Origin of the sequence: Bradyrhizobium macuxiense (assembly GCF_001542415.1) — a bacterium.
In the GTDB taxonomy this organism is placed as follows: Bacteria; Pseudomonadota; Alphaproteobacteria; order Rhizobiales; family Xanthobacteraceae; genus Bradyrhizobium; species Bradyrhizobium macuxiense.
Genome location: NZ_LNCU01000039.1, coordinates 355,425 through 382,391, shown reverse-complemented (window position 1 = coordinate 382,391; position 26,967 = coordinate 355,425). Strand labels below are relative to the sequence as shown.

General features: G+C 59.0%; 21 protein-coding genes and 2 pseudogenes. 14 read left to right on the top strand and 9 right to left on the bottom strand.

Going from position 1 to position 26,967, the window contains the following annotated elements:
* Nucleotides 1-44 precede the first annotated feature (44 nt).
* Entirely contained in the window at nt 45-1,466 is a 1,422-nt protein-coding gene (gene hglS / locus AS156_RS12635) for a 2-oxoadipate dioxygenase/decarboxylase HglS (RefSeq protein ID WP_066504096.1), read from the bottom strand.
* Between the two features lie 136 nt (nt 1,467-1,602).
* On the opposite strand from hglS, the gene AS156_RS12630 reads away from it, so the two are divergent.
* Nucleotides 1,603-2,505 (top strand): LysR family transcriptional regulator, encoded by a 903-nt coding sequence (locus AS156_RS12630; RefSeq protein WP_066504095.1) that lies wholly within the window; start codon nt 1,603-1,605, stop codon nt 2,503-2,505.
* A 1,160-nt stretch (nt 2,506-3,665) separates the two neighbouring features.
* On the opposite strand, the gene AS156_RS45610 is transcribed toward AS156_RS12630, so the two are convergent.
* The 5 genes and pseudogenes from AS156_RS45610 to ectB all read right to left on the bottom strand — a co-directional run bounded on the left by AS156_RS45610 (nt 3,666) and on the right by ectB (nt 7,403).
* Nucleotides 3,666-4,208 carry an AMP-binding enzyme gene (locus AS156_RS45610; RefSeq protein WP_066504093.1) on the bottom strand — a complete coding sequence of 181 codons (543 nt, stop codon included), beginning with the start codon at nt 4,206-4,208 and terminating at the stop codon, nt 3,666-3,668.
* 38 nt (nt 4,209-4,246) lie between these two features.
* A pseudogene (locus tag AS156_RS45985) lies at nt 4,247-4,696 on the bottom strand (AMP-binding protein); the annotation flags it as partial.
* On the bottom strand, nt 4,606-4,944 hold the full coding sequence (locus AS156_RS45980) for a Mu transposase domain-containing protein (RefSeq protein ID WP_430641793.1): 339 nt from the start codon (nt 4,942-4,944) through the stop codon (nt 4,606-4,608). The pseudogene AS156_RS45985 and the gene AS156_RS45980, both read right to left, overlap by 91 nt.
* A 27-nt stretch (nt 4,945-4,971) precedes the next feature.
* Nucleotides 4,972-5,442 (bottom strand): annotated as a pseudogene (gene istA, locus AS156_RS45975) (IS21 family transposase); the annotation flags it as partial.
* Nucleotides 5,443-6,107: 665 nt separating this feature from the next.
* Nucleotides 6,108-7,403 carry a diaminobutyrate--2-oxoglutarate transaminase gene (ectB, locus tag AS156_RS12610; RefSeq protein ID WP_066504091.1) on the bottom strand — a complete coding sequence of 432 codons (1,296 nt, stop codon included), beginning with the start codon at nt 7,401-7,403 and terminating at the stop codon, nt 6,108-6,110.
* A 682-nt stretch (nt 7,404-8,085) separates the two neighbouring features.
* On the opposite strand from ectB, the gene AS156_RS12605 reads away from it, so the two are divergent.
* Nucleotides 8,086-9,360 carry an acyl-CoA dehydrogenase family protein gene (locus tag AS156_RS12605; protein ID WP_201456034.1) on the top strand — a complete coding sequence of 425 codons (1,275 nt, stop codon included), beginning with the start codon at nt 8,086-8,088 and terminating at the stop codon, nt 9,358-9,360.
* Nucleotides 9,361-10,183: 823 nt separating this feature from the next.
* Nucleotides 10,184-11,881, top strand: a complete 1,698-nt coding sequence (locus AS156_RS12600) for a DUF262 domain-containing protein (RefSeq protein ID WP_066504164.1) — start codon at nt 10,184-10,186, stop codon at nt 11,879-11,881.
* Between the two features lie 248 nt (nt 11,882-12,129).
* Here the strand turns inward: AS156_RS12600 and AS156_RS42020 are convergent, their stop codons facing one another.
* The gene (locus AS156_RS42020; protein ID WP_136626183.1) at nt 12,130-12,327 is read right to left on the bottom strand and encodes a hypothetical protein; all 198 of its coding nucleotides are present in this window, start codon (nt 12,325-12,327) and stop codon (nt 12,130-12,132) included.
* 62 nt (nt 12,328-12,389) lie between these two features.
* On the opposite strand from AS156_RS42020, the gene AS156_RS42015 reads away from it, so the two are divergent.
* The 10 genes from AS156_RS42015 to AS156_RS12550 all read left to right on the top strand — a co-directional run bounded on the left by AS156_RS42015 (nt 12,390) and on the right by AS156_RS12550 (nt 20,573).
* Nucleotides 12,390-12,614: a hypothetical protein gene (locus tag AS156_RS42015; protein ID WP_136626182.1), complete on the top strand. Its 225-nt coding sequence runs from the start codon at nt 12,390-12,392 to the stop codon at nt 12,612-12,614.
* Between the two features lie 485 nt (nt 12,615-13,099).
* Entirely contained in the window at nt 13,100-13,318 is a 219-nt protein-coding gene (locus tag AS156_RS42010) for a hypothetical protein (protein WP_076862101.1), read from the top strand.
* Nucleotides 13,319-13,789: 471 nt separating this feature from the next.
* Complete coding sequence (locus AS156_RS12585; RefSeq protein WP_066504078.1) at nt 13,790-14,263, top strand: 2OG-Fe(II) oxygenase; 474 nt, start codon at nt 13,790-13,792, stop codon at nt 14,261-14,263.
* A 50-nt stretch (nt 14,264-14,313) separates the two neighbouring features.
* Entirely contained in the window at nt 14,314-15,099 is a 786-nt protein-coding gene (locus AS156_RS12580) for a hypothetical protein (protein ID WP_066504076.1), read from the top strand.
* A 16-nt stretch (nt 15,100-15,115) separates the two neighbouring features.
* Complete coding sequence (locus AS156_RS40610; RefSeq protein WP_082747473.1) at nt 15,116-16,501, top strand: preATP grasp domain-containing protein; 1,386 nt, start codon at nt 15,116-15,118, stop codon at nt 16,499-16,501.
* Nucleotides 16,498-17,397 (top strand): fatty acid desaturase family protein, encoded by a 900-nt coding sequence (locus AS156_RS12570; RefSeq protein WP_066504074.1) that lies wholly within the window; start codon nt 16,498-16,500, stop codon nt 17,395-17,397. The genes AS156_RS40610 and AS156_RS12570 overlap by 4 nt, the downstream gene beginning before the upstream one ends.
* Nucleotides 17,398-17,430: 33 nt before the next feature.
* On the top strand, nt 17,431-17,865 hold the full coding sequence (locus AS156_RS12565) for a GFA family protein (protein WP_201456033.1): 435 nt from the start codon (nt 17,431-17,433) through the stop codon (nt 17,863-17,865).
* Between the two features lie 36 nt (nt 17,866-17,901).
* Nucleotides 17,902-18,504 carry a 2OG-Fe(II) oxygenase family protein gene (locus AS156_RS12560; RefSeq protein ID WP_160331089.1) on the top strand — a complete coding sequence of 201 codons (603 nt, stop codon included), beginning with the start codon at nt 17,902-17,904 and terminating at the stop codon, nt 18,502-18,504.
* 87 nt (nt 18,505-18,591) lie between these two features.
* Nucleotides 18,592-19,581: a TylF/MycF/NovP-related O-methyltransferase gene (locus AS156_RS12555; protein ID WP_066504070.1), complete on the top strand. Its 990-nt coding sequence runs from the start codon at nt 18,592-18,594 to the stop codon at nt 19,579-19,581.
* Nucleotides 19,582-19,673: 92 nt separating this feature from the next.
* A complete protein-coding gene (locus tag AS156_RS12550; protein WP_136626181.1) occupies nt 19,674-20,573 on the top strand; it encodes an ATP-grasp domain-containing protein in 900 nt (299 codons plus the stop codon).
* Here the strand turns inward: AS156_RS12550 and AS156_RS43715 are convergent.
* Both AS156_RS43715 and AS156_RS12545 read right to left on the bottom strand, forming a co-directional pair.
* Nucleotides 20,525-20,962 carry a hypothetical protein gene (locus tag AS156_RS43715; protein WP_136626180.1) on the bottom strand — a complete coding sequence of 146 codons (438 nt, stop codon included), beginning with the start codon at nt 20,960-20,962 and terminating at the stop codon, nt 20,525-20,527. The two genes, AS156_RS12550 and AS156_RS43715, sit on opposite strands and share 49 nt — an antisense overlap.
* Before the next feature lie 411 nt (nt 20,963-21,373).
* Nucleotides 21,374-22,882: a porin gene (locus tag AS156_RS12545; protein ID WP_066504066.1), complete on the bottom strand. Its 1,509-nt coding sequence runs from the start codon at nt 22,880-22,882 to the stop codon at nt 21,374-21,376.
* Between the two features lie 1,168 nt (nt 22,883-24,050).
* Between AS156_RS12545 and AS156_RS12535 the strand changes: the two genes are divergently transcribed.
* On the top strand, nt 24,051-26,966 hold the full coding sequence (locus AS156_RS12535; protein WP_082747472.1) for a patatin-like phospholipase family protein: 2,916 nt from the start codon (nt 24,051-24,053) through the stop codon (nt 26,964-26,966).
* Nucleotide 26,967 lies beyond the last annotated feature (1 nt).

The window sequence follows — 26,967 nt, the reverse complement described above, 5'->3', positions numbered from 1 at the left end:
TTGAGGAGGATGGCAGGGAAGCGGTGATCAGGCGAAGCAGAGCCTCAAGCGCATTCCTCTCCTTGCGTGAACTCAGTCTGTGGACACCCAAGCCGCTCCAGCGCTTGTTCCAGCGAGATTCTTTCCGCCCGCGCGTACAACTCAAATTCATCGCGAACCGGTTCCCCAAGGGCCGCTTCGAACTGATCTCGGTTGGATCGTTCGCCGTAGCTCTTCCGCTCATCGGCGCCGAGGTTTGACTGGAATATGCCGGCCGCGCTGACAGGCAGAAAATCTTCATAAACGATCGGATCAAATCGCAGGAAACCTTGCGCGATCAGTTCGTCGATGGAGGTCGACGCACCAGCGCGGCGAGACGTCAGGCTGGCCGCCGTTGTCGAATAGCGGAAGAACGCAAGTCCCCTGGAACGCAGCTCCGCCCAGTCATCCGGAAATGACCGAAACCTCTCCGAGAGCTCGGATTCGTAAGTTATCGACCCCGAACCCACGGCGCCGGGCTGGATAGCACGACGGGCAGAGGCGAGCAGCCCGTCATATAATTTACGTCCCCTCGCCGTAAGCGCGACACCGCGCTGCTCGATCTCGCCGAAACGCGCAGTGTGTGTCCCCGACGCAGTTTCGCCCGCAGGCTGCCTGAAGCCGATCGACTCTTCCAGTGCCTTGAAACTGGTCTGCCGAAGGAGAATCGGACAGTTGCGCCGCGGTGGCCCTTCGATCATCGCCTTGGCCGCAATACCACATGCCGGCATGGCCGCCTGGACGGCGTCGATATCGAGAGTGCGCGGTGTGAGATGATTGATGTGCGGGCCCTTGAAGCTGACGATATCAGCGACCAGCCGGTGAGCGCAATGCAGCCTTCGATAGGTCGCAAGGTCGACGGTCGCATCACCGTGCCAACGAAAGGTTTCGAGTGCCTCGCAAACGAACTCTTCCGCTTCCAGGCGCGTCAGGCCGCCCTCCGTTTCAGAAAAGGTGACAAGCTCGAGAACACGCGGTGTGAAAATCTGGCGAGCGGCAAGGATCGCTTCAGCCTCGGCGCGCAGCGCAGGCTCTTCGATCAGGTCGAGGCGAAGCAGCGACGTAAACACCCGAAACGGATTACGGCTAAGCGCCTGCTCGGTGATCGGGCGAAAGGCGGTCGAATGAACCGGCACCCCGGCGAGCGACAGATCATAATAGCCGACGGGGTACATGCCCATGACCGCGAAGACGCGGCGAATGTCAGACAGCTCGCGCGGCGTGCCAAGCCGGATAGCACCGTGACGTTCAACGTCCAGCCTTTCGATTTCGCCGCCCTGTTCGAGCCGCGCACGTAACCGGGGATCGGCGCGCAATGTCTGGGCGTTTATGTCGGCAACAAGCTCCAACAGGGTCCCGTATTGCGGAACCTCCGCGCGATACATCTCGGACATCGCACACGAGAACAGGTCACGGATGTCGTCTGGTTGAGCATGCCGCCCGGCCATGAAATTACTCCGTTGCTAATCCTCCGGCGGCAAGGGGTCACCAGATCATACCAACCCGGTATGGCACCTGAGAGATTAGGCTTGTCTTTTCAAAGCCGGCAAACGATCTTTTATCAAGAGGTCATTCTCCAGCGGAATGCAGATGCACACACCCCGCCGATTTCTTCCATCGACCGCACTGCTCGCAGCTTTCGAGGCAGCCGCAAGGACTGGCAGTGTCACTCTGGCCGCGAGAGAGCTCAGCCTCACTCAGAGTGCGGTCAGTCGGCAGATCAGGCTGCTCGAGGAGCAACTTGAGGTGGAGCTCTTTACGCGTGAACGCCAGTCCATCCGCCTAACCGCTGCCGGCGACGCCTACGCGCGCGAAGTTCGCGAGGCGTTGCGCAAGATCAGCACGGCCTCGTTCAACATTCGCGCCAACCCCAAAGGCGGCACACTCAATCTTGCGATCCTGCCGACTTTCGGCACACGTTGGCTGGCACCTCGACTTCCAAAATTTCTGGCGCAGAATGCCGGCATCACGATCAATCTGGCAACACGCCTGACCTACTTTGATTTCCGGACCGAAGCGCTGGATGCGGCAATTCATTTCGGGCCGCGAGACTGGCCGGGCGTTGAGATGATGTTATTGCGTTCTGAAGAGGTTGTCCCCGCCTGCAGCCCCGAGCTAAAGAAGCAGTACGGATTTAGTGCAGCAAGTGACTTGCAGAAGTCACCGCTGCTCAGCATCTCAACGCGTCCCGATGCCTGGGACCAATGGTTCTCGATCCAGAACATAGCCGGCGAATCCGGACAGACAATGTACTTCGATCAATTTGCGACCGTCACTCAGGCAGCGATGGTCGGCATCGGTGTTGCGCTGCTGCCGACGTTCCTGATCCAGGACGAGTTGGCGAGCGGAAAGCTCGTTCGCGCCCTCAATCTGCCGATGGAAAGCACCGAGCGATATTACCTGGTATGGCCGCCCGAACGATCGACCCACCCGCCCCTCGCCGCGTTTCGCGACTGGCTGCTCGAGGAAATCGCCGCAGACCAATGATCATCCATGTCGTACTGAATGACCTTCTCGCACCGGATTTCGCACAGGTTTACCGGCACCGCCTAATCTTTTCAGCGTGGTCGCCGTTCGCTCGCCCCGTCCTCCCGGCTGTTCGCCAGATCATTGTTCCGCAGAATCGATAGGGCACACTGCTGGCCTCGACCGGCTCACATCGATGATTGAGGTAAGCCGGATAAGTCCCAGCGCAAAATATAGAGGCTATTTGCCAGGGGCTGGCGACTGAAATTGTTGCGCGAGCAAGTGACATGCGCGTGCCACGGCGCACCCTGCGCGTCTCGCTGAGCCGCAGCCCGGCCTCATATGATCCTAAGTAAGGATCCACTCCTTAAAACGCTTGTTGAGCCCGACGAAGCGTGGCTGGCTATTGAACACCAACGATGGCTTCACGTCTCGGTCGGAGACAACATGCCAGTCCGAGGCTTCTGATCAAAGCCGCGACATGAGCAAGCTGGCCAAGATCTCCAACAAACCCGCGTTTCCCCTTCACCCGACCTGCCGATGCTTGTGGCCGACACAATACCGCATCGAGAAGCACTGCAACCTCCCTCTGCGCGGAGATAACAGCGATCACCGCGCCCGCCCGGTCGATAAAGCGTCAACCGCGACTGCCTCAAACCTCCACAGAACCTTGCGCCGCACTTTACTGAATCCTGTCGAGACTATGGGAGCCATTGCGCATTCTCGCATCCAGCATTGCTACGATCGTTCTCCGCATATTGTCGGCGCACCATCGTGCCGGGACGTGGATCGCGGTTTGCGACATCAAACTTCGCGGGCATGTACGGATACGGCGCGCAAGGGTCTAAGTCTGACGCGTCCCGCCTGAAAAGCGGCGCACTCTGGAGGCGGCGCCTTGCCAAGGTTGCGCACGATTTACAACCGCAACAACAATTCGATCCTCATCAATACAATGAGCCGCTGGCCACCGATCAGAATCCCTTAGTTGCCGCATTCCCTGATTGCGAACGACCGGGCCAGTGGGCAACGCCAACCACCGCATGTCTCGTACGATCGCCATTCGCTTTACCTGATGACGCCACTGCCGATCGCTGGTTCATGCTGAAGGCTTTCGGCCTCGACGCCGATCGCAAGTGTCTCCTTGAGCGAAAGCAACGCCTTATCGCACATGCGTGCGTGGCTCACTTTGAGAAGCGCTCGCGCAGCTTGACTTTCCAAAACTTTCCGGTCGAGTTTCGTGGTATGCTATCGATGATCTCGTACCGCTCGAGCAATTGCCACCTTGCGAAGCTCTTCGCCAGCAGATGCTCGTTCAACTCACTTTCTTCGAATTGTTCGCCAGGCTCGAGTACGACACAAGCAAGCGGCCGCTCGCTCCATTTATCGTCGGGGATCGCGATCACCGCCGCTTCAGGGACTGCCGGATGCTCCATCAATGCATTCTCAAGATCGGCTGAGCTGATCCACTCACCGCCGGATTTGATGAGATCCTTCGTGCGGTCTGTGATGCGCACGAAGCCGAGCTGATCGATGGAGGCGACGTCACCGGTGCGCAACCAGCCGTCCTCCGTGAATTTGTCCCGCGTTACAGGTACCTCGTGGTAGGAGCCGGCAATGAAAGGCCCGCGCACCTGGATCTCGCCGACGCTCTTGCCGTCCCACGGACGTTCGCCTTCATCATCCCATAGGCGCAAGTCCACAAGCGGCAATGGCACGCCGGCCATGCGGCGCGGCGGTACTTCTCGTCTTCGTCCGCGTCGCGCAGTTCGGCCCGACGATATGACCTGGTGCAAACCGGCGATGTTTCAGTCATGCCCCATCCTTGCTCGAGCCAGACGCCGTGCTTGCTGAATTCGCGGATGAGAGACTCAGGGACCGAAGCGCCGCCTGTTATTCCATGCATTGCTTTGGGCAACTGCCATCGAGCCTTGTTGGGCGAACCTTCGGCTTGCGACGCCTCGAAGGTCTGCATCAAGGTCGTCCAAATGGTTGGCACGCCGATGGCCAGGGTAGGCGGTTCGAGTTGCATCAGATCAAGAAGGTCGTCCGCATGCAAATGCGGCCCCGGGAACACGAGTTTCGCACCAAGATTCACCGCGCCGTACGGGATGCCCCAGGCATTTACGTGGAACATTGGTGTGGCTGGCAGCACGACATCCGTGCTGCGCAAGGCCCAGAACTCCGCGAGGCTTGCCGCCAGCGTGTGCAAAACCGTCGAACGATGCGAGTATACGACACCCTTCGGCCGTCCCGTCGTGCCGGACGTGTAGCACGGATCCGCACCTCGCCGGCCGCGACCGTTACCGCCACGCGCTCACCAATTAGGCGCCACGTCACCGAGTAACTGTTCGTGTCGATCTCGATGGCGCAATCGTTGCCGACGACCCGGGTTAGTTCGCGCAATGATCCGAACGAGGGCTGCCCGCCGAGCGGTTTTAACCGGTGTGCCTCGTCACGCACGAAGCGGACGATCGGCGCCTCGCCCGTCGTGCCGTGGATACGCACGTTCGCCACCTCACGCTCCCACTTGGCGAGATGCGCCTCGAATGCCTCCCAACTTACGAAGCAATGCCCCGCGATCGCGTTCTTCTTCACGTAGCCGACGCCATTCTCCGTCTTGCCCTTCGTGGATGCCCGATACGGTGCGCAGGCGCGAGGACGGAAGCCCCAATGCTTCGCAAACGCGATGAGTTTGTCGTTGAACTGAACCGACCGGCTCACCGCGTCGTGACGCACGACGAGCGCGCGTGGATTGTCCATCAGCACTTCCTCCGGCACGCCGCCGAAGGTCGTAAATGCGCTCTCGAGCCCAGCGAACCAGTGCTCTTGCTTCTCCGTCCGGTACGCACGCACACGCAGCCGGCGCGAATGCCCGAGCGTTGCCACGAACACGAATGCTTTGACCTTCACCCTGCCGATCTCGACCAGACGCTCCCCGAAGTCGATCTGCAGCTGTCGGCCAGGGGCGTCTCGAACCTCGTCGTCGCCAGCGCCTCCGCTTTCAGCGCCTGGCGATAGGGCTGCACGGCGCGTTGCAGCGTTCGTCGGCTCACCTCCACGCCTTTCTCGGCCAACAGATCCTGGCGAACCACGTCAGCATTGCCGCGATGCCGACTGAACCTCTCGCGCAGCCAACCCTCAAGGCCGTCGAGCCGCTTCGGCCGCTCAGGCGACTCGAACGGCTTCCCCCCCTCCCGCCGCCACGTAGTGCTTCATCGTGTGATGGCTGCAGCCTAGCTGGCGCCCAATCCGCTTCAGACCCCATCCGCACGCCCTCAGGCGCAACATCTCCGCCACGTCATCCGGCGTCTTCATCACCTGCCCCCGTGGATCGCTCCACGGCGAGCCTCTAGTGATTCGTTCCTCGTTCATTCGCTCTCTCATCGGCTATCCGAGGAGGGGGCAATTCCTCATGACGCCGAAGGGGCAGTTTTCCATGGCGCGCGACACCATTGCTGCTACACGGATCGCAGGAGGATTCAGCGCGTCGACGAGGATACGCACGGCCGAACGCAGATCGAGACTGCAATCGGTTGAGCATCCCCGAGCACGCCGTTTTCACCAGCCCGATGTCGCGCCTTGGCTCCAGACTCCGAGCCCGTCCGGATGATTGTTGCGGTCAGTCATACGACCCTGGCCTGCTCCAATGTCTCGGTCAGAGATACTTCGAATATGTCAATGCCTTGATTTAATGTCTCCAGGTCGATCGTGAGCGCGGGCAGGAACTTTACGACCTGATCACTGGGGCCGCATCGTTCGATAACTAATCCCTTCTCAAATGCCTTGCGTGCCGTCGCATCCGCGATTTCAGCAATTTGGCAGTCAAATCCCAGTGCCATGCCTCGTCCGCGAACAGCAAAACTGTTTCCATGCTCGGATGCAATGGAATCAAGCCGGCGACGCATAAGATCTCCAGTGCGCTGGACCCCTTCTGAAAACGTCCGGCTGCGCCAATAAACGTTGATAGCTGCGGTAGCGGATACAAGCGCAAGGTTATTTCCCCGAAACGTAGCTGTATGTTCTCCTGGCCGCCATGCGTCGCGTTCCTCCTTGATCAATAGCATCGACAATGGCAAGCCGTAACCACTTAGTGACTTCGACAGCACAACGATGTCCGGCGACAACCCGGCGAACTCGAAACTAAAGAATTCGCCTGTGCGGCCGCACCCCATCTGGATATCGTCTACGATGAAAAGGGCACCAACGTCCTTTGCTATGGCCTGAAGTGATTGCAGCCATTCCTTGCCGGCTACATTTATTCCCCCTTCTCCCTGGACAGTTTCAACGAGAATGGCTGCTGGAGCATCGACGCCGCTGCTCTCGTCAAGCAATACCTTCCGCAGGTAGTCGGACGTATCAACCGCTGGCCCGAGATAACCATCATAGGGCATGAAAGTTGCACCGGACAAAGCCACGCCACTGGCTACGCGAAAAAGACGACCACCGGTCGCCGCGGCCGCCCCTAAACTGAGACCATGATATCCATGCGTGAATGAGATGACGTTCTGACGTCCGGTGATTTTGCGTGAGAGCTTTAAAGCCGCCTCAACCGCATTGGCACCAGTTGGCCCTGTGAACTGAAAGCGATAGTTCTGCAGACCTCGTTCGCGAAGTATGACAGAATCGAACGTCTCCATGAATTCGCGCTTTGCAGGAGTAGCCATATCAAGCCCGTGGACAACGGCATCCGACGCTAGATACTCCGCAATGGCCGCCTTGATCTCATGATTATTGTGGCCATAGTTCAGCGCTCCGGCACCGGAGAGGAAGTCAATGACCTCTCGGCCACCGTCCGTTAACATAATAGAGCCGCGGGCCCGACTGAAGACATCTGGAAGCGAACGAGAATACAAGCGGACGTTCGATTCTAACGCTGCGAAAGCTCGCAAGTTGGCCGGCTCGCCAATTGCCTCGCCCATCGTGTTTCCTTTCCAAGTGAGAGGTCATGCACAAGCGGCTTTCGTCAGATTGCGCTGACTGTGGACCAGCGATTGAATGCGCGCGGGTCTGGACCCGCGTCAGGATGTGTTGCGCGACGCATGGCCCCAAGCACATCCATGTACTTACATGAGAACTAAGAGCCGGGAACCTACCAGGGTGGGCAGTATCCCTGAGGAAGCCGCGCGCGGTTGACGCCACGGCCAGAACAAGATGCGGCGCGTCTACCGCAATGGTGTGCCAAAGCATACAAGCCTTGATCGATTCGATCGGCTTGGGTCTCAATGGCGCATCAATGGACCGCCTTCGACGAAGGCTCCCCAATGCACGCCTGACCGAGCGCGCTGGGAGTCCTATATTCGTGCACCCCCTATACCTAGCGGCTTCAGCACGAAACGCACGTTCATGAAGCGACTAGGATACACCGTGGAACGCTTACCCACGCTAGTCCGTTGCTACCAAGTTTGCACCCGGTATTGAACGCCATCTGTCAACGTGAGGTGCGAGGGACAGAATATTCCGGACCGCGATATCACGGGATCAAGCTATCAGCTGTCGTTTCGACTACTCCCATGAATTTTGATAGGAGGCTTTCCAGGCGGGAGCCTGCCGAATGAAAAATGCCCGCCTCGCGGCAGGCCCAATTCAGAAAGAAGCTGAATGATGAACATCACCGCACCAGTCCGTCACACCAATTATAGCTTGAACCCCGGGGACGAACTGAACGACCTTCGCATGTCTGAGCAGGTGCGGCCATTGTGTGACCGCGTGCGCAAGTTCATCCGCGAAACCGTGCAACCAATTTCGGCTGAGATCGAGAAGCTACCCGAGAACAAAGCCGACCGCTGGAGCTTCACCCCAGCGCATCTCGAATTGATCGAGAAGGCGAAGTCAAAGGCCAAGGCGGAGGGCTTGTGGAACTTCTTCTTACCCAATGCTCACACCGGCGAAGGAATGAAGAATTTGGACTTCGCCTACATCGCCGCCGAGCTTGGCAAGGACCTACTTGCACCTGAGGCCATGAACTGCGGGGCGCCCGACACCGGCAACATGGAGGTGCTGGAGCGCATTGGCACACCAGAGCAGAAGGAGAAGTGGCTGAAGCCGCTGCTCAACGGGCAAATCCGCTCGGCTTATGCCATGACCGAGCCAAACGTGGCCTCATCTGACGCCAAGAACATCTCGACAACCGCCAAACTTGTCGGTGACGAGTGGGTGATCAACGGCGAAAAATACTTCATCTTCGGCGCGGGCGACCCGCGCTGCAAGATCATGATCGTGATGGTGAAGACTAGTCCGGATGCACCACCGAGCAAGCAACAGTCGCAGATCCTGGTGCCGAAGGACACGCCCGGCGTCGAGATCATCGGGCCCATGCACGTTTTCGGGCAGGATCATGCACCGCGCGGCCACATGCACCTGCGCTTTAACAATGTCCGGGTGCCGAAGGAAAACATCCTGTTCGGAGAGGGCCGCGGCTTCGAGATCTCGCAAATACGCCTCGGCCCGGGCCGCATCCATCACTGCATGCGCATCATCGGCAAGGCGGAGAAGGCACTCGACATGATGGTACGACGCGGCCTCACCCGCGAGGCCTTCGGCAAGAAGATCGCCCGTCTCGGCGTCAATCTGCAAATGATCGCGCTGGCGCGCTGCGAAATCGAAGCCATGCGGCTGATGGTCCTGAAGGCGGCGAAAGCCATGGATGTGCTCGGTAACAAGGAAACGCGGGTCTGGGTCAGCATGATCAATGCTATGGTGCCGGAGCGTGCCTCTCGAATCATCGATCAGGCGATCCAGATGCACGGCGCAACCGGCATCTCGAATTGGACGCCGCTCGCCGAGATGTACACGGATGTCCGCCAGTTGCGCATGACTGATGGCCCCGACGAAGTCCACTGGATGGTCGTCGGCCGCCACGAACTGAGCATGGAGTAGGAGGACGAAACGCGCGGCCGAATTCGACCTGCTACGCGCCGTTCTCGGCAGGCTGCCATGGCAGGCGCAAGGAAGCCGCGTCCCTTCGACTCCCGCCAGGCAACAGAACTTCTCTGTCCTCGGATGGACGAAGAGTGACCCAAGTCATCGTCTTTGAGTTGAGCTTTCGAGGCATGTAAATCGGCCGAGCAAAGAGCAATTCAGGCTAAGTTGTTTTACCGAGGCGGATCGCCCTTGAACTACCAGCGCATGCGAGCCATCGATCCGAGAGATCGGCCAGCCTTGCCGCTGTCCGTTCGAGAGTTTGCGTGAGCTACGTACGCGGATCGACGTCGCATTGACGAGATCGTCGGTCGGCATTTGAAGCCGAGCCAGCCGTGGCCGGCGGCAGAAACAAGCAGAAACGCGTGACGCGTGCCCGGTAAAACAATTCAACCGTTGTCAGCCATCGTGACGACCGCACCTGGAGGTGGCGGCGCTTCAAGCCGAACCGCGGCAATCGCTCCGATGGCCGCAGGCGAAGTCCCTCGACGCGTTTCGGGGCGGCATCGCGGTATTTTCCTCATTCCGGCCTGTCGGGATCACGAGGCAGGTGCGTTACGCCTACCAGTGTAATGCGCTTTTTGCGCCGCGCGCCTCTTCCAATTTTGCTCGAGTGTCACCGGCAGACGGATGCCAGGCCCGGTTCGGGCCATGCCACGCGCGGGACGCCGCCTTCTCATGTTCGCTTACGGAAGATGCCGGGGCTGTTGGCTCGTGGAATGAGTCTCGACAACCCCGGGTGTTGGATGCCATGTGTTCTCTTATAGAAAGAGAGGATATAATGGCTTCACCACTTTCAGCGCACGAACAGCCGATCTCGAAAATTTTCGGTGGCGACTACGTTTTTGAGATTCCTGGTTTTCAGCGCCCCTACGCATGGACAGTCGAGCAGGCGCGCGATCTTCTGGATGACCTATGGGACGCCGCCAGGGCCAAAGACCCGGGCGAAGAGCAATCCCCCTATTTTCTGGGAAGCATCGTCCTGATCAAGCCCGAGACCGTTCCCGACTGCCAGGTGGTGGACGGTCAGCAGAGACTGACCACAATTACGCTCCTTCTTTCAGCGATCCGGGCAAACCTGTCTGCGGACGAGGGCCGCGACATAACGCAGTTGATCTATGAAAAAGGCAGTCAGATCCTGGGAACACAGGATCGATTTCGTCTGGCTCTGCGGTCCCGAGACCTCGAATTCTTTCAAACTTACGTTCAACGCGAAGGAGGGTTCACCAGTCTCGTCGCCCTTGGCGAACAAAACTCCGACAGTCGCCAGAACCTCCGCCGGAACGCCCTTTATTTTGATGAACGGCTGAAGGAAATGACAGTCGCGGCGCGCCTGACTCTCGCTCAGTTCATGGTCACACGATGCTTCCTCGTCGTGGTCTCGACCCCGGACCTTGACTCCGCTTATCGCATTTTCTCGATACTGAACAGCCGTGGCCTGCCGCTCGCACCGGGCGATATCCTGAAGGCCGAGATCGTCGGCGCGATCGAAGACAGCCAGCGCGACGCCTACACCAGGAAGTGGGAAGATTTGGAAGAGTCTCTGGGGCGCGATCAGTTCAGCGAGCTTCTGAGCCTCATCCGCATGATCTATCGCAAAGCGAAACCAAAAGGCACCGTCCTCAAGGAGTTCCGTGAACACGTTGCGCAGGCTTACAAGCCCAGGCAACTGATCGATGAAGTCATCGTCCCCATCGGCGACGTTTTTGCCGAGTTGACCGATTCCGCTTACGTCAGTTCGGAAAAGGCGGAAATCGTCAATGAGCATCTGAAATGGCTGAATCGTCTCGAATTTAACGATTGGCTGCCGCCCGCCCTCGCCTTCGCGGTGCGCCACCGCAGCCAGCCCAGGAAGATGGAGACGTTCTTCCGCGATCTGGAGCGCCTTGCGTACTCCATGTTGATCCGCAAGAGCAGCATCAATGACCGCATCGAGAAATTCTCACGGCTCACCAGGGATATCGAGAACGGCGACGATCTGAGCGGCACGAAGTCCGCATTGCAGCTTTCGCAGGCTGAGCAGGCGGCAACATACAAGGTTCTGAGCGGCCCCCTATACGATACTCTGGCGGCCCGCGCACGATCCGCAGTATTGCTTCGTCTCGATGCGCTCATGTCCGGGGGTGGCGCAAGTTACGACTACGACACCATCACCGTCGAGCACGTGCTGCCGCAGAATCTCAAGGCGGACAGCAAATGGGCCGAGTGGTTTCCGGACGCGCAGAAGCGGCTCGAAGTCGTTCACTCGCTGGGAAACCTGGCCCTCCTGACAAGAAAGAAAAACGCCTCGGCGAGCAATTGGGAATTCGATCGCAAGAAGAAGGCCTACTTCGCAAAGGACGGCGTATCGCCGTTCGTGCTCACGACACAGGTTCTCGAACACAACGATTGGACTCCTGCCGTCGTTGCCGCTCGCCAAAAGCAGCTTTGTGACAAGCTCGAAGCCCATTGGCGCCTGGAGAGCCGGAAAGCGGCGTGATCCAGCCGATATGTGCGATTAAGCGGAATGTCGTCCGGTCGGGCGTACTTGAGCGCCCAAAGAGCGGCACAGCGCGCTTTTCTCTTCCCGGCGGGCCCGCGTTCGAGCGCGGGCTCCCCGGCCGGGCCCTGCTCCTTCAAGGGGAGTTCCACTATTCCACGCCGCGTGGGTGCGAAGACGGCAACCCCCGTGGATTGCATTCCATCTGATATATCTCGTGCGTACCGCTTTTTCAAAGCGCTCTTCAATCAGCTCAGCCCAAAACCAAAACCGCGCATCGAAGCACCCTTTTGCGATGAGCCTCCAGACACGTCGCGGCCAACACGCAGCATGTACACGGCGCTGCCCGGCGCTTTTACCGCGGCTTCGAGATCGCCGCTGACGGCCCGAGGGCCCATGGTTGAATGGCATGCCTGCACGGCAGAAAGCATCGCTTTGAACGTCACGGCAAAGTTGCAGTCACTGACCGGCGGAAGACGAGGTTCATCCGGAGAAGATCGCCCTTCTGGTGGCCGCCGACGACCTTGTCCCGACGCTCGGCAGGCAGGCTGCGCTGTTCGCGGGGACTGCGGTGAGCATGTGCGTGATTTCAGGGAGCTTGAAAGGCATGCCGCTTGGCGCGGCATGGCCGACGTTCGCGAACTCGCCTATATCGCCGTCTCCAGGCCGCGGCTTCATCTGTCGATATTCGGAGAGTCTTTCCATGATTTCCCGGCTTCAGGGCGTGCGCTGAGAGCCAGTCCTTCGTCCGATACGGACAGAACGGCGTTTTCTCGTCTTGTCACATGCGTGTGAAAGATTTTGGAGAACGCAACACGCGGTCCTTGAATGCAAGCCCGCGGCAACCGTCGCAGCTTCAATGCCACTGTGCTTTTTGAATTTGCCTTGTACAATTGGCGTGCGCTGTTTTCCAGTGGTCCTATGCGGCAGGCGGGCAGCGCCGGCAGACGCCCGCCGGAGACGACCGGCACCGACCCGCGACTGCCCTCGGCGATCCCTGTAACGACACGATGGCAGCGCTCTTGACCATCGGAGATGCTCGTCGTTAAATTGAATATATCAAGTGACGTTTCTTGGAGTTGTAAGCAATCTTCGGTTGAGGTGCGTCGTCTTCAACAGCACGGACTTGTCGAAGGAAGTTGCGGGCCGCCAGCACGTGGAATCGCCGGTCCTCGGATTGTTGCCGCGTTTGCGATCAGTTCATAATGGAGATTTTAAATGAGCATCGGAGCAAAGAACCTGGGTGCTGAGCATCTCAATATGGCCGGAGAGCACCTTGAACTTGCAGCCAAACAATATCGTGATGCAGCCAAGTGTTACGATGCCGGAAATGGCGAAAAGGCTGCACACCATGCGCTCGTCGCGCGTGGTGAACTGATACTCGCTCAAGATCACGAAAAGGAAGCGAGCAAGTATCACGCCTCGGAGCACGGCTGACAGCAATGGCAATGGAGGCGCGGCCGAAAGCCGCGCCCCGCAAGCACGCTCTGGCGTGTCATCGGGCGGACGCCTCAAGGCAGACTTGAGCAATGGGAAGGTCAATTGCAGCCTTCGCCAAGGAACGTTGTCTGCATCCCGATGGTTTGCAAACGCGAAGCCCCGGGACGGCATCGTCGCAGTGCTTGAACCGGGGTGGAAGAGCAGTTTCCCGGTGAACGGGACCGCTGACAATGATCGCTGCGAGCAAGCCCGATCCAAGTTTTGGGGAGAGCGATGCGGACCCGCCAAGCTTCATGCAGGTGTGTGCCGCATCGTACATTACGTACCGGATAATTGCATGCTTTGGCTCCGGCAATGGCGGGAGGAAGAGATATGTCTTTGAGCGCGCCAGTTTTATTCCCGGAGGTCCTGCCGCCACAACGCTGTGCACAATTGATTGCGGAAATGTCGGGACGACTGAGCCCAGCGATGTTCTGGACCAAGGGAGAACGCGTCTACGATCCCAAGGTCCGCGAGGCTTACAACTGCAAATGGGTCGATGAAGATCTCGCCGGGCTCACGTGCGGGCTGATCGGTCGGCATGAAAAGACGGCCATCGCCCGGGAGCGCGTCGAGCCGATGGAGATTGTCTGCTACCCGCCGGGAAACGGCAGCGAACGTCACCTTGATGGCCCGCACCGCTCGCACTCGATCGTTTATTTCCTCAACGGCGGCTACGGTGGCGGCGAATTGGCGTTCGACAGTGGTGAGGTGTTTCGCAACCTGCCGGTGGGCAGTGCGGTCGTCTGGCAGAACGGGCCTGAGGCTTGGCACGCCTGCCTGCCCATCACGAGCGGGTTCAAGTGGATAGTTGTCAGCTGGGTGCGTCATGCGCACGCCCTGGGCGCTGAACGCGAGATTCACGCCCAGTTCCGGCCAAAGGTCGAAGCGGAGTCGGCATGACACGGGGCTCCACAGGGATTGACCGGGTTAGTTATTTTCAAAGGTGAAAGATGCGAGCTCCTGATGTCCTGACCAACATCGATGCGGACGGCTTCCTGCGCCGGCTGGATAGGTCGATCTCGGCTTTGTACCCTGACCACCCCTTCGGCAGCGGCATAGACCGGGAGAGTTTCGGCGCGCTCATGGGGCAATATGCGGCGATGTCTGTTGCCTTCCCTTATATTCAGAGCGGCGCAATTTACCGGGCCTACCGCGGAGGCCTTAGTCACCCCGCATGGAAGGACAACATTCAGACCAGCGCTGCGGTCGGAGCGTTCCTGACGTGGGACGAATTTGGCGGGCATGAGCTCGTCATGCGCAACGGGCCGAATGGACTGCTGGACCTGACCGAAGTGAATCGCAATTTTCACTCGGCGATGCTGATCAGTGACGTGCGGAAACTGATCGGAGCCGGTTTCACGGAAGCCCTGCCCAACCGAAGGACGGCCGACTATCTGGACCGGCTCTACGACGGACTGTCCGATCCGGACGGAAACCGTAATATCGCCCATATGCTCGCTTTCGAGCGGCATGCCTTCGCAATGATCACGGCGCTGCATGAAACAATTCAGTTGCTGTTCGGTGCGGACGCTTCAAGAGGGCTGGACTATTTCGAAGCTCACATCGGAAACGACAGCAGCGGCGAGGCCGTCCACGTGGCAATGACCGGCAGAATGATCGAGAAACTGATCAAGCCTGATGAGGAAGCGGGCTTCCTTGAGAAATGCCTCAGTGCTTACGCCATGAACCACGAATGGTGTGCCGGTCTCGTGGCAGCTTCGCCGGTCCCCGCCTAACCGCAGGGCATCAGGGATGCCGACTATCATCATCATGAATAATGCGACCGAGCAGATGCTCGGTCAGCGGCTTGACCAGCAGCAGGCGCTGTTCGCGGCACAAGCGGCAACGCGGAACGTCTGGCTCGCGCGTCCGGGCGATGTTGTGGTGGCAACCAAGCGACCCGGCGACGATTTTCTGTCCTATATGGCCAGGATCCTCGGTTGGCAGACACAGGACGGGAAAGCGCCCGTCCGGTTCGTAACACCCGAGACGGGCGCGGCCAGTGTCGTTCTGAACGACGAAGTCCTGCTGGATCAACGGACGATCCAGGCACTTCGTCGTGCGATCGGCGCACCTGAAGAATGGTCGATGCTCGCTTGCTATCAGACGGCCGGCACCGCCCGATTGCAGGAGGAGTTGCGCCTGGGCGCTTCGGGCGGTCAGGCGATCGCCCGACGCCATGCCGCACATTTTGGTACCGACCTGCTCAACCGAAAAAGCCATTTTCGCCAGTTCGCGGTCGGCACTGGGTTGCCGATACCAGAGGGCGCGATCGTAACCGGGGAGTCAGATCTCAAGCGTGTCATCGATGCGCTTTTGCCCCTGACGGGGAATGTGATGGTGAAGCTCGACAATGGCGCGGGCGGAACCGGCAACATTGTGCTGAGCGAACTGGAAACCGGCCCGTTCCCCGGCGCCTTCCGGTCGATTCGGCTCCCGGTCACAAACAGGGACGACCGAACGGAGATGCTCTCTGCGCTATGGCAGACTTTGCAAGGACGCAATTCCGGTCCGCTCGTTGTCGAGGCCTATCACCGGGCCGACGCCATGTTCTATCTCGAGTTTCTGATCAGGCCTGACGGACAGGCCGAGTTTCTCAACTCCGGCTCAATCCGCCTGCGCCGCAGCGCTGACCCGGCGGCCACCAGCCTGTTCTGGGTAGGCCTTCAATTGCCTGCCGTCTTGCCGCCTGCGCGGCTGGCGGAGGCAACCCTGCATTGCGGCCGATTGCTGCAGCTTGCCGCGATGATGGGCTATCGGGGCCACATCAATATTGACGCGATCATCACCTCCGACAACCAGTTGCTGTTCAACGAGGCCAACGCCCGCTGGGGGGGCGGCACTGTTCTTCACGAAGTCGCAAGCCGGCTGCTCGGCTCCGGCTTCACCGCATCGCATGTCGCAGCCTCGTTCCGCGACGTGCCGTCACCTGGTTTCGGACGACTTGTGGCCCTGCTCGAACGAAGCGGCCTTGCTTTCAGTGCCGGCAATCGTTGCGGTATTGTCGTGCTGGCGTGCGACGATGTGAACACGCATACCTTTGAGGCGCTTGTCATCGCCAAAGGCAGCAATGAGGCGCGTGCGATGGAGCAGCGTCTGCTCGAAATGCTCCGGCACGAGCTGGATGTCGCGGCATGAGCTTCGCTTCCGGAACAGCTTCGGCGCGCGATTTGAATCCGCGAACACCGCTGCCGAGCCCAGTGCGGACCTTGGCGCGGGCAACGGTGATCCTGGCTGCCTACGCGATTCTTGCTTCGGCAGCGCTGGTAATCTCGCCTCGCCCGTGGGCGGCAGTGCCCGTCCTCGGCTGCGCCTTCATCCTGTCCGGCTGTCTCAACGCCGGGCATGACTGCATTCACCAGACCCACTTCGGCGCAGGCCGGTGGGATCGCGTTGCCGGTGCCCTCTGGTGCATGCCAATTCTGGTGAACTTCACGATCTATCGTCGCCAGCATCTGATACACCATCGCTTTTCGGCGACTGAGGGAGATTCCGAGCCGCAGATCCGGTTCGCGAATTTATCTGGCTATCTTCATGCTCAGTCGGGGCTGGGCTTCTGGGGGGCGATCTTCCGCCGCATGGTCCTGACCTGGAGGGGCGAATTTCCGGCAGGCATCAATAGCAGGCGCTGGGCACGTGCCGCCCGACGCGACAATCTTGCCATCTCGCTCTGGCTGGCGGCCTGCGGAGCGGCGACGGTTTGGCAGACACGGACCATGTTCATCGTCTATTGGCTGCCGCTGCTGTTCTATCCGGCGTTCGCGCTGTTCTTCAGTCTGGCCGAACATTTCGACCTGGCCGAAGAGGGAAAGCCGTGGCCCCGGGCGCGCAACATCCGCTCGAACGCCGTCGTCCGGTTCTTCCAATGGCACGCGAACTATCATGCGGTCCATCATCGCCAGCCAGCGCTGCCCGCCTTCGCACTCCATTCAGCACATCGCGCCGACACCGGGCGCGCAGATCCAATGGAGACGTCGTATCTGGCGTTTCATCTTCGGCTCGCCCTTCGTCTCATCCGGCGCGAGCAGTTGTAAGGCGAACTTGCCTCGTTACGACGGAGACTGCAATTGATCGACCTGCCAGCCGAATTCGTGGACGAGACGGGCGTCCGGCGCTTCTGGTACCACGGCAGCTGCCACTGCGGAGGCGTAGCGTTTTCGGCTGCAGCTACAAGAAACCTGACTATCACCCTTTGCAATTGCAGTATCTGCCACAAATCAGGCCATAGGGAGCTGATGGTACGTGAGGAGCATTTCCGGCTTCACCGGGGGCAGGAATACCTGAAACAGTATCGCTTCGGTGAATTCCTCGCCGTTCATACGTTTTGTGTCCGCTGCGGCATCAAGCCGTTTTATCAGCCCCGATCGCATCCGACGGGGTTTCGCAGCGTCAATGCCCGCTGCGTCGAATTCCCGCCCGATGTCGTGCTCGAATACGTCGAATTCGATGGGAGGAACTGGGCGGCGAGTATCGCGGCCGGGACGCACAAGACCACGGAATAGACGTGAACCGCAGCGCGATGGACCAGGGGGTGGATGATGCGCGAAGTAATCGAAGAATCGCTCGCCAATCAGTTCAGGCAGACCGGCTACCTGGCGTTCGGTTCGCATGACTGCCCGTTCTCCCCGGAGGAACGAGCCCGCATCCGCCATCTTGCCATGAATGATCCCGATCGCTTCGTCGTCGTCTCCACCGGCGACACGGACGAGGCTGTATCCGTACGCGTGCACCGCTTGCTCATCGATGGCGACAGGCCGCGCGCGACCGACGCGGTGCTGGTTGATGCGCTGCTCGCCATTGTCGCGGCACCCGGCAAGCTGGCGCTGTATGAGAAGATACTCGCCAGCGAGCCAGTCGTCGTGCGCCGCATGCAGGCGCATGTCCTGGCCGAGGGCGAATTCATCGGCCGGCATCGTGACAGCGAATCCAGCAAACGGTATCTGGCAGCGGTAATCGTCCAGCTCAATCCCGCCGAGGCAGGCGGCGGGTTCGCCATCTACCCACCTGACCGTCCCGCGCTGTTCCTGCACGACTTTACGGTCCTGGTGACAGATGCCGAACTGGAGCACGAGGTAATGCCGGTCATGGCCGGACGACGCTGCACGCTGGCGTTCTGGCTGGCCCGCGCCGAGACATGCTGATCAAGTTCAGCGCGCGGCAGTGGCGATCCCGCGGCATGGATCCTGCCCGCCGGATGGGCAAAGCTCTCTTAGAGGTTGGAGATCGCAATGGCGCTTACGAAACGGCACAATTACTTTCCGTTCGATCTCTTCGAATTCTCCGAATTGCCAGGACAGCTGGGTAGCGATATTCGCTTGCTCGCCCGCTACAGCATGTTTCCCCCGTTCCCCTGGGGGCAATGGCTGTACGGACGATTGATCGAAGAGAACATCAGGCAGATCGAGGGTGACTTCATCGATCTAGGCGTTGGAATGGGTGGAATGTCACTCTTCCTCGGCCTGCGGGCACGCGAACATCGGCGGAAGATGTATTGCCTGGACAGCTTCACCGGCCTGCCGGCACTTCACCCCGAGCTGGACAATCCGGTGTTTCGAAAAGGCGACTACGGTCCCCCTGACGGACGCCCTGTTACACAATGGAAAGAGCGCCTCGAAAAAAGGATCGGGAGTTTTGGGCTCCAGGACGTCGTTGAGATTGTTCCCGGTTTTTTCGACGACACGCTTCCCCGGATTTCCTCTCAGGCGACGTTTGCGTTCGTCCACATTGATTGCGATCTTTATACAAGTGTTCGACCGGTGCTGGACGCGCTCTATGATCGGGTTTCGGACGGGGGTTACATCGTAATCGACGACTTCTTTCATCCGGCCCAGGGACCGCTTCGCGCGGCAGTGGGCTTTTTCAACGCGAGACAGATAGTTCCGCTTTTTCACATCTCCTTTCCCTACACCGTTGTGATAAAGAAGGGAGAGAAAGCCGACATTGAGAGCACACTCTCCAGCGTTGACGGAAACATTTACAGCCTGGATTATCTTCGAAGCGATCGCTTCTTCATCGATACGCTGGAGGGATGCTGGCGCCGCGCAAGGGACAGTGCCGACGCTCACGAGCCGGCCGAGAATGCCGGCTTGCTGCTCTCGCTTTTAAGAGCTGGCGAGAATGCCAAGAAGTCCGACATTTACGGGTATTGGTACGCCCTGCGCGATTTCTGGAACGGATTTCAAGATCACCGCCATGACAGGCCGGTTTACACCATATAGATTTCCACTGCCTGTCGGCTCCTGTGGTCTTTCCCGAAGTCGATCTGGGTGACGCCCGGCGTCGAGACTCCGTTCTTTTCGAAACGAACCAGATGAAAAACTTCTATTGGATCGATTCATTCGACGGATATCCACAGACAATGGATGAAGTCATCAGGACATCCCTTGATGTCTACAACGGTCTGTACGCCACGTATACAGAAGCTCTGGGCTACAAATTCCGGTTGATCCATCTGGAGGATATGTACATCGCGAGCGGCGAAGCTCCCATCGCCTGGCATGGTGAATTCGGGAACATACTGACCCAGGATGGAGCCGCCTACGTCGGTCTGATACACCCCGATCTGCAAAGGGAAAGAAAGCAGGAATCGCTTTATCGACTGATCGCGAATTCGACGAACGTACGACTGCTTAATTATACGGCAAAGTTCCCGATGGTCTGTAAAGACAAGTTTCGCGGAGTTGATATCGCGCGGAAACTTGGGCTGCACGCATTGACTACGGCACTGCTCGGGGCGGAGTGCTCCACTCGTTCACAACTGGACTTTGCCGAGCAGACCGTAGGCTCCTATCCAATGTTCATCCGGCCACGCGATCTGACATCGGGGCTGGGGAAGAGAACGATAAACGACCGGGCCGGGCTGCAGAAGTACATTGAAAACCCTCCGTTTCCAGGGCGATTGCATATCATTCAGCCCTGCATTTCGATCGAAGCCGAGTATCGCGTTTATCTCGACCGCTGCGAGATTGTCGCGTGCCGCAGGCGCGAACCCTTGAAGGAAGGAGAATTGTGCGCCACGCCGGATGCGATACTGGAAGGCTCCCGAGCTCTCGCAGAACACCTGGAAACGACATACCTGTGCGTTGACTGGCTATGGACCGGCTCCGAGTTCTGGTTTTGCGAGTTCGAAACGGGCGGGGGATTTAGCGAACTGAGTGAGCCTCATCGGAGCCGTGTTGCTGCAGCGTTCTTTCGGAAGCTCGCAGCATAGCTGTGGCTACGAAACTTCAACACCATGGCGAAAGAAGTCGGCTCGTACTGACCTGCCACTGCGTTTTCATCCGGCAGCGGCAAGAGTCGTGGAGTTTTGTACGCCAAGTGGTGCGACGGACGATCGGCGAAGCTGGTCGGGGTAGCGCAGCCGATCGTCCGTTGCGAGAGGCAGGCGGCACAGGCCGCCGGCGTGAAGTATCCGGGGAGTGAGGACCGTCGCACAAAGCAGCCGGCGCCCCAGTTGGCGACCTGGTCCGGTTTCGCTTGGTCTCGCCGTTTCAAAGATTTGATCATTTGCTCGACGACAGAGCACTCGAGCTTATGCCGATCGATCGAAGGAGTGATCTTGCCAACAGGCATCTTCTCGATCCTGCCGATCAGCGTCACGATGTGGCCGCCTCCACCCGCACCGACGCCGGAGCGCATTCAGGCGACCATTTGCCGATTGCGTCTCCTGCTCGACAGCATATTTCGAAATCCGGTGAGCGATCATGTGATGAATGTCCGACAGCGCGGAACGGCTCCAGATGGCGCGCTGCAGAACAGAACAGCAGTCTTTCGCCGTTGAGCAGATTTGTAATTTCCGCATCGGGGCGCACTTCCCGGACGGCGCAATGACTTCGGACAGCAGCGGCCTTCAGAAATCGCCGCCGCGACAGCGGACCGGCCGGTTCGCCTGGTATGGCGCACAATCAAAATATGAAGGCCCCCGGCGGGCATGCCGGAGGCCTTCCTGGAGGTTAACCCGGATCAAAACAGAGCCGTTTCGTCTTCTCCTTCGCTGGTGTGACTTGACACTTACCAGTTGCGCTGAGCGCGGAGCAGAAGCGTGAGGCTGTTCTGGTCCTTCAGCTCATACACAGTACCTGGTTTGGCGATACCTGACTGCACCGGCAGAGTAACCGTGCTTCCGCCCGCATACTTCTGGTCGAGCATCGAGTAGGCCACGTCGGCCGAGAACGTCAGGTTCTTGACGGGAGTCCAGCCAGTCGTCATGCCGACAACCGAATAGTTGAAGTCCGGGTTGCAGCCGGCAGCGCCGCTTGATAGCGCAAGCGTTGCGACGAACGCGCCGCAGATATAGCCTTTGGCTGTGTTGTTATATCGCACAGCGGCCCACGCACCGTAGACGCTGGTGGCCCAGTGCGGATCCCAGTTGTGGGTGTAGCCGCCCCGGAAGCCGTAGGTCGTGGTCAACTCCTGGCCGGAGCCCGCGACGAACACGGCGTCAGAGAGACTACCAAGTCCGACGGTCTGATAAGCACCCGCAAGGCCCGTACCGCCGTACATCGCGTAGGTGGTCGACGTATAGTCCTGGAAGTTGTAGCGGCTTGCGCCGTTCGTATAAACACCTGTCAAGTTGATCGTGTCACCCGGACCAGTCGGGATGTTCTTGATCGACAGTGCCAGCTGGCCAGCCCAGCCCCATTTGTCGGCGGGATGCCCTGTCGTTTCATCGGCGCCGTAGTAGGCGGCGTGATTGTCGTGCGCGGCGACCGCCGCCTGGAAGAGGCCCCAGGCCTGGTCGACGCGAAGCATGGCAATGAAATCCGGAGACGCCGTACCGGCGATATCGTTCCCACCATACGCGCCGGTCGCAAGACCCGCTGCGGTTGCCGCACTCACGTTCCAGATGTTGGTTGTGTCATGCTGAACTTGGTCCTGGGCCGAAAACGAGGCGGTGATGCCTTGGCCGAAGTCTGCAGTATAGGTGAACTGGTTGACCGGGTCCCAGCCGCCGCCGCCCGGCAAGCCGTCAAAATTGTTGCCGGGATAGTTGGCCCACGGAGCGGAGAATTGTGACTGCGCCTTGCCGATCGTGAAGCCGGCGAACTGAATGAAGGCGTAGTAGACACCCAACGTACCACCAGCGACGGTAGCTCCACTGTAAGCGGTCGAACCATTCACTGCAGCAGTACCGGCACCGGCATAGCCACCCGCGTTCCAGGTGAATACGCTATCGAAGAATGTGCGGACCACGCCGTAGTCTGTCTGCGTGCGCGTGTCGATGGTCAGATCTTCACGCGAGCCCGTGCTGTAGTAATTGCGTAGACGATTTTGCGCGCCGGCCACTCCGCTATTGGCCGCATCATAGAGCGCGTTGGTGGCCAGCCCCACCTGGACACGCAGATACCCGCCGAGCTTGATGCAAGTATCGGTGCCAGGAATATAGTAGAAGCCGGCTCCATACAGGGAGCACGTCTTCACGTACTCGACCGCTTTGGCCTTCACGGGAAGATCGGCGGCCTGCGCTCCAGCGCCAAACATTGCAGCAGAACAGAGGACAATACCCTTCGTCAGTTTCATCGATGACCCTCCAGGTTCGAAAAACGTGGGTCCCGTGCCCCAAAGATCCGTCGCTGCTGATCTCACTGCGACGGACTGTGCTTGACGGAACGACTCGAGGCCCCCCTCGATGTCTGACAAAACGTTACCTAGGTACCGAAGTCGGGGTTCATCAATCCGGCCCCTCCCAACTTCCAAATTCTGCGCGTGAGCGGGAGCATTCGCAGCTTTTGTGCGCTGAAGCGGTCAGCGTTACCTCTACCGTCCTGGTCGACCATGAACTCGGCCGACTGCGCGATTCACACGGACTACCGATGCTTCAATGAAGCGTTGTCAGTGGGCGGCGCGTTGCTGGCGGCGTGGCCGGATTGATTCAGGCGTGCCGCCAGGGGCACCGGGACCTCCCGGCGTGGAGCACGCCGATGAGAGGTTTGCCTTTGCAAGCCTGTGATGGATACAGAAATGCGGAGGATCGAAAATCGTTTGGTCGAACGGCTCGAAGCCTCTGCCCTGAAATCGGCCAGGCGGCAGCCGATGAACTCGGCTACCGAGGCCTGGACGGCTCGACGCGCTTACACTGACCCGCTTCCGCTGGCGGCGCTCGAGGAATCCGGACGGTCCGCCGCCGGGCGCCTTTAACGACCATATCTTCTGAACGGCGACGACCAGTTCGGAAGCCGTCCGGGCCGCATGACGTACGACGGCTCGACATTCGTGATCCATCCGGGACGCGTCCGTCGCAAGGCGTTCCTTGGGCGAATGTCATGCGCGGTTCGCCATTGGAAAACTGGATTGGCCATGACTGGGTGTGAGAGCAGACGGTCAAGAAAATCTGGTGAGGGCCTTTCCCCTCCCGCAGGGGCGACCTCAAATTCGTCGCGGCTTCAGGATCTCGTTCGGACCGGGCGAGCAGATTGAAACGAACGATCACGCTGCCTGAAAATGCAGACTGCTTCACTTTCGGCTCACTCGAGGACGACACCGAACGAAGAGCCGGCAAAGAGCAGGCTGCGAACAGTACGGAATGGACCAAGTAATGCAGGCCAGTCGCAACTAAAGATTGCAGTCAATTGCTAGCTATGGCAGATTTACACCGCGGGCTTTGAAATCAGTTTATTTGAACCAGACGATATTTTATCAGCGGGGATGTGCTTTCGCATTCCTTGCGAGCCAAGACGGGCGATAGTGGATGACCGTTCATTGCGCAACTCCACGCAAGGAAGCCCCGGCAATTCCGGACGTTGGCGATGTACTGCTGGATGAACTGAAGGCGATTCACAGCCGGCGGGGTCTAACCCCGGACCCAATGGCGGAAATCTCCACCGCAGGCTCGACCACGGATAAGGTCAAAGCCTATCAAGATGGCGTCCAGAAACTGCCGGACCTCTCCGCGTTGTGTCTGTCGGGTGGGGGCATTCGCAGTGCTGCATTTGCGCTGGGCGTTATTCAGGGACTTGCCGACCGCAGGATCCTTTCGAAGTTCGATTACCTGTCCACCGTCTCCGGGGGCGGTTATGTCGGCTCGTTATTGACTGCCTGGGTACAGCGCGCTGGTTATGATGAGGTCGAGGCTGAACTCCGGGGCGGCTTGCCGGCCAGGGCGAGGATTTCACCGCTGCAGCATCTGCGCCGATATACAAGTTATTTGACGCCGCGGGCCGGCCTTCTGTCCACCGACACACTTACTCTCTTTGCGCTGTTCGTGCGGAACCTGCTGCTGAACTGGCTTATTCTGATCCCCGCATTGATTGCCGGCATTGTCGGAGTAAAGCTGTTAGTCCAACTCTGCCTGATCATTCCACGCGACAGCCCCTCCTGGATCGCCGCTATCGGCGTCTTCGGAATTGCCATGATCGGAGCCGCCGTGCTGGACTCTGTCCAGCAACGTCCAGGGTGGGGCGACGAGTCGTCTGGCCGGCAGCGCTTTATCTGGTATGAGATGCTTCCAGTCCTGATAGGCGGAAGCCTCATCAGCATTGCTGCACTGAAGTTTTATCAGTTTTCGTCAGAATCTGCGATTAACGGAACTGCTGCCGTGACCATGATCGGCGGTAGCGTATTTCTGATCGCGGCCGTGCTGGCATTGTCCTTCACACGGCCCAGGCACAGAGATGACACTTCGACATTTGAAAATATTCGCACGCTGTCCGCGATACATTCGTGTGCAATAATTGCAGCCTTCGCGGCGTCCGGTGCCCTGACGGGGTACATTCTGGCTGTCATGGTCGGTGCCGTCGTATCATCACAGATGTCGGTCAGCCATCTGTCCTTCGTGCCGTTCGTACTGATTTGCCTTGGGCCACCGCTCTTCGTAGGGGCGTCGTTTGTCGGCGAACTGCTGTACTGCGGTGTTACGAGCTATGTGCGATGGGGGGACGCCGAACGGGAGTGGCTGGCGCGCGCTGCCGGGTATCACGGACGGGCCGCTGCGGGCTGGGCGATCGCGATGCCGCTGATTTTCGGCGGCGCTTACGTGATCCTGCATTTTCTTAACAGCGATGGTGGGAAGTTGCCTACCATCACGACTTTAGCGGTTGGGGGTGGAGGTGCAGGTCTTGTTGCGAGCCTGATTGGGAAGGCTTCATCGACGGCAGCAGTTATCAAGAAGGGCTATGCGACCATCAAGGACAGATCAGCGGCCCTGATTCTGGCGGTTTCGGTTCCGCTGTTTTTTGGAGTGCTCGTCAGCACACTCTCGGCAATCGTCGACGCAACAATCCACGATGGCCAATTCATCAGTTTCGCAGCACCGCTCGAAAGCAAGTCGCTGAACCAGCTGATGACATTTTTTGCCGCGGCGTTTGGGCTCGCTGTTGTCGCATCATGGGCGATCAACACAAACCGGTTTTCCCTGCACGGCATCTATCGCAACCGCCTTATCCGAGCTTTCCTTGGCGCATCGAAGGCCGATCGAAGTCCAAATCATTTCACTGATTTCGACCAATGGGACAACATCCGGCTGAACGAACTATGGCCTGCAGTAAAAGGCAAAGGCAAGCCGCCGCATTTGCACGTGATCAACATGGCGCTCAACGTTGTCGCCACCCGTGAACTCGCCTGGCGCGAACGAAAGGCGTTGTCTTTTACAGCGACGCCCCTGTCCGTTGGCTGCGGTGATCTGAGGGATCCCGCGGAGCCGCCGGCAACTGATTTGCGATGGGCGAGAGGTTATTACCGATCTGCCGAGAAGTACGGGGGTCCAATGGATCTCGGCACTGCGATGACGATCTCAGGCGCGGCCGCGAGCCCTAACATGGGCTATCATTCGTCCCTCGGCCTCAGTTTTTTGCTGACGTTCTTCAATGTGCGGCTGGGCGCATGGCTGGGCAATCCTGGTCCGGCCGGGAACCACACGTTCGAGCATCGCGGTCCCGTGCTTGCGGCCAAGCCGATGTTCGAAGAGGCGCTCGGGCTCACTGACGAAGGCAAGGCTTACGTCAATCTGTCCGATGGTGGTCACTTTGATAATCTCGGTCTTTATGAGATGGTGCGCCGCAGATGCCGTCTGATTGTTGTCAGCGACGCAGGAGCAGATCCCAATTGTGCATTTGAAGACTTGGGCAATGCCTTGCGGAGAATCTCGATCGACCTTGACGCCGAAATCGATTTCCAGTCTCTTAAAATAGTCAAGCGTACGAATCCTCCGACCGCGAGCGGATCCTACTGCGCAGTTGCAGACATTTCTTATCGTGAAGGCGGAGCCGGGCTTCTCCTCTACCTGAAACCGGATTTTCAGGGAATCGAACCGGCGCCTGTTCGAAGCTACGCGATCAAGAACACTCAATTTCCTCACGAACCGACGATCGACCAATGGTTCGGGGAAACTCAGTTTGAAGCCTATCGAGCGCTCGGGCGATTCGTTGTCAACAGCATCGACGGCAAGCCGGCCACCCCTTATTCCGATATCGGCAGCTTCATCTCGGCGGTCGCAATACGGAACTCGCAACTGGCCGCAGCCTCGAGTGACACTCGCAGCCTGATCGAGGCAGCAGTGAAACGGGCGACAGACGCGGTGACCGGATTCCGGACTGACCTGCGTGATCTCGCTGAAAAAGCGGCCGATGGTTTTGTCGACGTAGTTCCCGGCGAAACGGCTGAGAAGTAGG

Bases quoted from the DNA above. Each gene is read 5' to 3' on its own strand.
- hglS (WP_066504096.1), bottom strand. From the start codon at position 1,466: ATGGCCGGGCGGCATGCTCAACCAGACGACATCCGTGACCTGTTCTCG.
- AS156_RS12630 (WP_066504095.1), top strand. From the start codon at position 1,603: ATGCAGATGCACACACCCCGCCGATTTCTTCCATCGACCGCACTGCTC.
- AS156_RS45610 (WP_066504093.1), bottom strand. From the start codon at position 4,208: ATGGCCGGCGTGCCATTGCCGCTTGTGGACTTGCGCCTATGGGATGAT.
- ectB (WP_066504091.1), bottom strand. From the start codon at position 7,403: ATGGGCGAGGCAATTGGCGAGCCGGCCAACTTGCGAGCTTTCGCAGCG.
- AS156_RS12605 (WP_201456034.1), top strand. From the start codon at position 8,086: ATGAACATCACCGCACCAGTCCGTCACACCAATTATAGCTTGAACCCC.
- AS156_RS12600 (WP_066504164.1), top strand. From the start codon at position 10,184: ATGGCTTCACCACTTTCAGCGCACGAACAGCCGATCTCGAAAATTTTC.
- AS156_RS42010 (WP_076862101.1), top strand. From the start codon at position 13,100: ATGAGCATCGGAGCAAAGAACCTGGGTGCTGAGCATCTCAATATGGCC.
- AS156_RS12585 (WP_066504078.1), top strand. From the start codon at position 13,790: ATGTTCTGGACCAAGGGAGAACGCGTCTACGATCCCAAGGTCCGCGAG.
- AS156_RS12580 (WP_066504076.1), top strand. From the start codon at position 14,314: ATGCGAGCTCCTGATGTCCTGACCAACATCGATGCGGACGGCTTCCTG.
- AS156_RS40610 (WP_082747473.1), top strand. From the start codon at position 15,116: ATGCCGACTATCATCATCATGAATAATGCGACCGAGCAGATGCTCGGT.
- AS156_RS12570 (WP_066504074.1), top strand. From the start codon at position 16,498: ATGAGCTTCGCTTCCGGAACAGCTTCGGCGCGCGATTTGAATCCGCGA.
- AS156_RS12560 (WP_160331089.1), top strand. From the start codon at position 17,902: ATGCGCGAAGTAATCGAAGAATCGCTCGCCAATCAGTTCAGGCAGACC.
- AS156_RS12555 (WP_066504070.1), top strand. From the start codon at position 18,592: ATGGCGCTTACGAAACGGCACAATTACTTTCCGTTCGATCTCTTCGAA.
- AS156_RS12550 (WP_136626181.1), top strand. From the start codon at position 19,674: ATGAAAAACTTCTATTGGATCGATTCATTCGACGGATATCCACAGACA.
- AS156_RS12545 (WP_066504066.1), bottom strand. From the start codon at position 22,882: ATGAAACTGACGAAGGGTATTGTCCTCTGTTCTGCTGCAATGTTTGGC.
- AS156_RS12535 (WP_082747472.1), top strand. From the start codon at position 24,051: ATGACCGTTCATTGCGCAACTCCACGCAAGGAAGCCCCGGCAATTCCG.